Annotated in this window: 3 protein-coding genes; 2 read left to right on the plus strand and 1 reads right to left on the minus strand. The window is 66.9% G+C overall.

Annotated features, from left to right (window positions below; all coding sequences use genetic code 11):
- Both RMN95_RS14050 and RMN95_RS14055 read left to right on the plus strand, forming a co-directional pair.
- Positions 1 to 951 (plus strand): hypothetical protein (locus RMN95_RS14050; protein ID WP_309617534.1); only part of this gene is annotated, 951 nt, incomplete at its 5' end.
- Entirely contained in the window at positions 930 to 2,270 is a 1,341-nt protein-coding gene (locus RMN95_RS14055; protein WP_309617535.1) for a glycosyltransferase family 2 protein, read from the plus strand. The genes RMN95_RS14050 and RMN95_RS14055, both read left to right, overlap by 22 nt.
- 60 nt (positions 2,271 to 2,330) lie before the next feature.
- Here RMN95_RS14055 and RMN95_RS14060 read toward each other — a convergent pair.
- On the minus strand, positions 2,331 to 4,030 hold a 1,700-nt coding region (locus RMN95_RS14060; RefSeq protein WP_309617536.1), incomplete at its 5' end, for a phospholipid carrier-dependent glycosyltransferase.

Here is a 4,030-nt window from a genome sequence, read left to right on the forward strand (position 1 = left end):
CTGGCGACCGCGATAGTCGACGCCTGTGTGGCGCCGGAGACGGGTGCGCGTGCGGAGTCGACCCCCCGATTCGTGCGGTCGCTGCTCGAGGCGCGCCCCGGGCATCCACTGCATCTACATTTCACCGACCGGCTCTTTGGCGCATCGACCGAGGATGCGGCCGCGATGTTTGAGCGTATTGCCGCCCGCACGCCCGTATCGGTTACCGTGCATGACGTGCCCCAGTTCTCGGACGGAGCAGCAAACCTGCCTCGCCGACGCGAGTGCTATCGCCGCGTGCTCGCCGCCGCTCGGGGCGTTGCGTGCAATAGCGCCCACGAAGTCTGCCTCCTGCAGGAACTCGACATCCTCACGGCGGGCCCGCGGCCAACGGTGATCCCACTCGCGGGGAATCGGCCGTCCGGTGCCGCAATCGACCCGAATGGCTTCGACGCGGTTGCCGCCCTCGTGGGGTTCGTCTACCCCGGCAAGGGTCATCTCGAGGTGATCGACTCAGTAGCGCGAAGAGGAGGTGGGCTCGACGTGATCGCGCTGGGGGCGGCGTCCGTCGGGCATGAGGCTGACGTCATGTCACTCGCGAATCATGCTCGATCGCACGGCATCACCTTCGGCGCCACGGGCTACCTTTCCGACGTCGAGCTTCACCAACGCTGCTCCCGAGCGGCGGTGCCGATCGCCGCCCACCAACACATGTCTGCGTCGGCGTCAATCCTCACCTGGCTGTCGGCGGGACGACTCCCGCTTGTCGCCGATTCTCGTTACGCACGAGAGATGCAGGCCCTCAGACCCGGCACGATGACGCTCTTCGCCGCGGAGGGAATGGATGCCGCGATAGCCACCGCGCTGGCCGATCCAGCGTCGACGATTTTGGCTGTGGATGCCATGACCGCCCCGTATTTCTCCGACGCGGCCGGCTCGTACCTGAACTGGTGGGCGGCACTCTCGTGGTAACGGTGGATGCCCCGCCGTCGGGTCATGCCATCACGGCGAATCGCTGGGACCGGCTGGATGGGGTGCGGCCCGATCCACTGCCGACCGTGTCGGTCATCGTCGTCCACTTCGAGCAACAGCCTCAGCTGGATCGCACCCTGCTCGCGCTCGAACGGCAGTCATACCCGCGCCATCTGCTGGAGGTGATCGTGGTAGACGATGGGTCGCGAACGGCCCCCACGGTGCCAGCGGGTGTTCGTCTGCTTCGTCAGGAAGATCGGGGTTTTCGAGCCGCGGCGGCCCGCAATGCGGGCGCCGGGGTGGCTCATGGCCGCATCCTCTGTTTCCTTGATGCCGACACCACGCCAGAACCCGACTATGTGATGGAGGTGGCTCGACTGCCGTCACTTGCGGCCGACGCCGTCACCGTCGGGTTGCGACGCCACGCCAATCTCGCCGCGGCACCGGTCGACGATCGAATAGAAGTGGTGGGGCCAGCGCTCGAGCTTCCGGCCCCTGAATGGCTCTCGCGTGCCTACGACCGTACCGGTGACCTTCTCGAGGTCGATCACCGGTCCTACCGCTACCTCATTGGGGCCGTGCTCGCCTGCAGCCGCGCATTCTTCGATGAGACCGGAGGATTCGACGAGTCATTCACCGACTACGGCGGGGAGGATTGGGAATGGGGCTATCGCGCCTGGCTCGCCGGGGCGATCTTCGCTTACGTGCGAAGCGCGGTGGCGTGGCATGACGGCCCCGAGTGGTCAGCGCGACCGGATGCCGATGACTCCCGCCAGCGCCGGAAGAATGGGGAAGCGCTGAGGCTCGCCCGGTCGATCCCGGCGACCGGGAGCAGCGGTCGCGGATTGTGGTCACACACCGCTGACGTCGTGATCGAGATTCGATCGAGCTCCAGTCCGGCGGCGCTGTACATCTGTGTGGACAGCATTCTGGAAGCCGTCCCGCACGCGGTAGTGGTGCTGCCCGATAGTTCGCTCGACTCAGTCATCGACGATCCGCGCGTGGTGAGTCGGGCCGACGCAGTCGGGCATCCACTGGCGCGGGTCACCGTCGATGTCCACCGACCACTGAAAGTCGACCCGGAACTGTTTCGACTCGAGGTTGAACGGGTGGCGTCGGGGTGCGGCGACGCGGCCGATATCGTCGCGCGGGATCACTCGGGCGCCGTGCTTATCGAGATCCGTTCACAGCGCGCTCGCCGCCGCCGAGCCCGATGGAAACGGGACGAGCTGTTCCCGACCCACGACGTAGTCGCCGAGTGGATCGTCGCCCTCAACAACGAACCCGATCTGGAGGCGTATCTCGGCGGCTGGAGCTGAGCCGTCAGCGGTGTCGTAGCGGGCAGGAGCCGCGCCATCCGAGTGCCAAACCGAAACGCTCTATCGCCAGGTCGGCAGCCACCAGTGCGCTGCCAGCCAGAAATAGTCCAGTCGCATGCCCGTCCAGACCGGCCAGTAGAAGGCACTGACCGCGAGGGCGATGGCAAGAAAAATGATCGTGATCCGGATGCCACTGAGCCGCCGCCAACTCGGATCCCGCGCGTTGCCCAGCAGAATTCCGACCACCGCCGTCAGCGCCAGGATCAGGTACGGCTCGAACGCGATCGTGTAGAACTGGAACACAGTGCGGTTCAGGTACAGCAACCAGGGCAGGTAGCCGGCGGCGAGACCGGCAAGGATCAGGCCCACCCGCCACTCCCGGAAGCGCAGCAGCCGGTAGACGAGGTAGAGCGCGGCGGCCGTCGCGGCCCACCAGATGATCGGGTTGGCGATGCCCGAGATGGATTCGCCGCCGGTGGCGTCCCCTTGGTAGTACATGCTCGTCGGACGCAACATCAACAGCCAGGTCAGCGGATTCGCCTGGTACGGGTGCGGGCGCATTTCGCCAACGTGGTAGTTATACACGCTGACCTCGAAGTGCCAGAAGCTTTGCAGCGACAGCGGCACCCACGAGAGCGCTCCCGTCCATGCGTTACCGTCGCCCGCGGCCCACTGCCGCGAATATCCGCCGGATGTGACGAACCAGCCTGTCCACGTGATCAGGTACGTGAGTAACGCTGCCGGCACGGTGAGCAGGAAGCTGACGGGGGCCTGCCGGAGGATCGTGCCACTGAGCCAAAACGGGATACCCGCGCGGCGGCGCGCCAGCGCATCCACCACCAGGGTGTAGACGGCCAGGGCCGCCAAAAAATAGAGCCCGCTCCACTTGATGGCGGTCGCGGCGCCGAATGCCACGCCCGCGGCGACCAGCCAGGGCCGCCACCAGATCGCGGGGCCCCAGCTCCCCTCTTTTCGGGTGAGCCAGAGATCGAGGCGTTTCTGGGTCCATCCACGATCGAGCAGGATCGCCGCGAAACCGAGCAGCGCGAACAGCATGACGAAGTTGTCAAGCAGCGCCACCCGGCTCATCACGATCGCGTTGCCGTCGATGGCGAAGAGCAGGCCGGCGATCGTGGCCAGCAGCATCGAGCGGAACAGCATGTGGGCGACGACCATCAGCAGAACCACGGCGACGATGCCCGCGAGCACGGTCGCGACGCGCCAGCTCGCCGGGTTATCGGGCCCGAGCCAGCCCATCCCAAGCCCAATCAGCCACTTGCCGAGCGGCGGATGCACCACGAATCCCGGGGCGGCGGTGAAGATGTCCGTCTCGCCAGCGCTAAACCGCGCATCGGCCTCGGCGGGCCACGACCCCTCGTAGCCGAGGTTGACCAGCGTCCAGGCATCCTTCACGTAGAAGGTCTCGTCGAACACCAGCGATGCAGGATGCCCCAGGCCGAACAATCGCGCGACCGCGGCGATCACCACCACCAGTGCGGGCGCGCCCCAGCGGGCCAGCCTGTGCACCGCAAGGGACTGCCTCAACCACCAGTCATCGAGGCGGGAGCCGACCGGCTCGCTCTCTCGCGTCGCGTCACTAGTGCTCGCGACCACTGCGTCGAAGTCGGTGGGCGCAGGGGTTGTCATCCCCGTAAGCATAAATGTTGGGATGGATGCGCGGTGCCCTCGTGCGGCGCGATCCCGCGCCGCCGCCGCGCCGCCGCCGTCGGCCCGCCGCCGCCGCCGCTGCCGCCGTCGGC

This window comes from Salinibacterium sp., assembly GCF_031364185.1.
GTDB lineage: Bacteria > Actinomycetota > Actinomycetes > Actinomycetales > Microbacteriaceae > Rhodoglobus.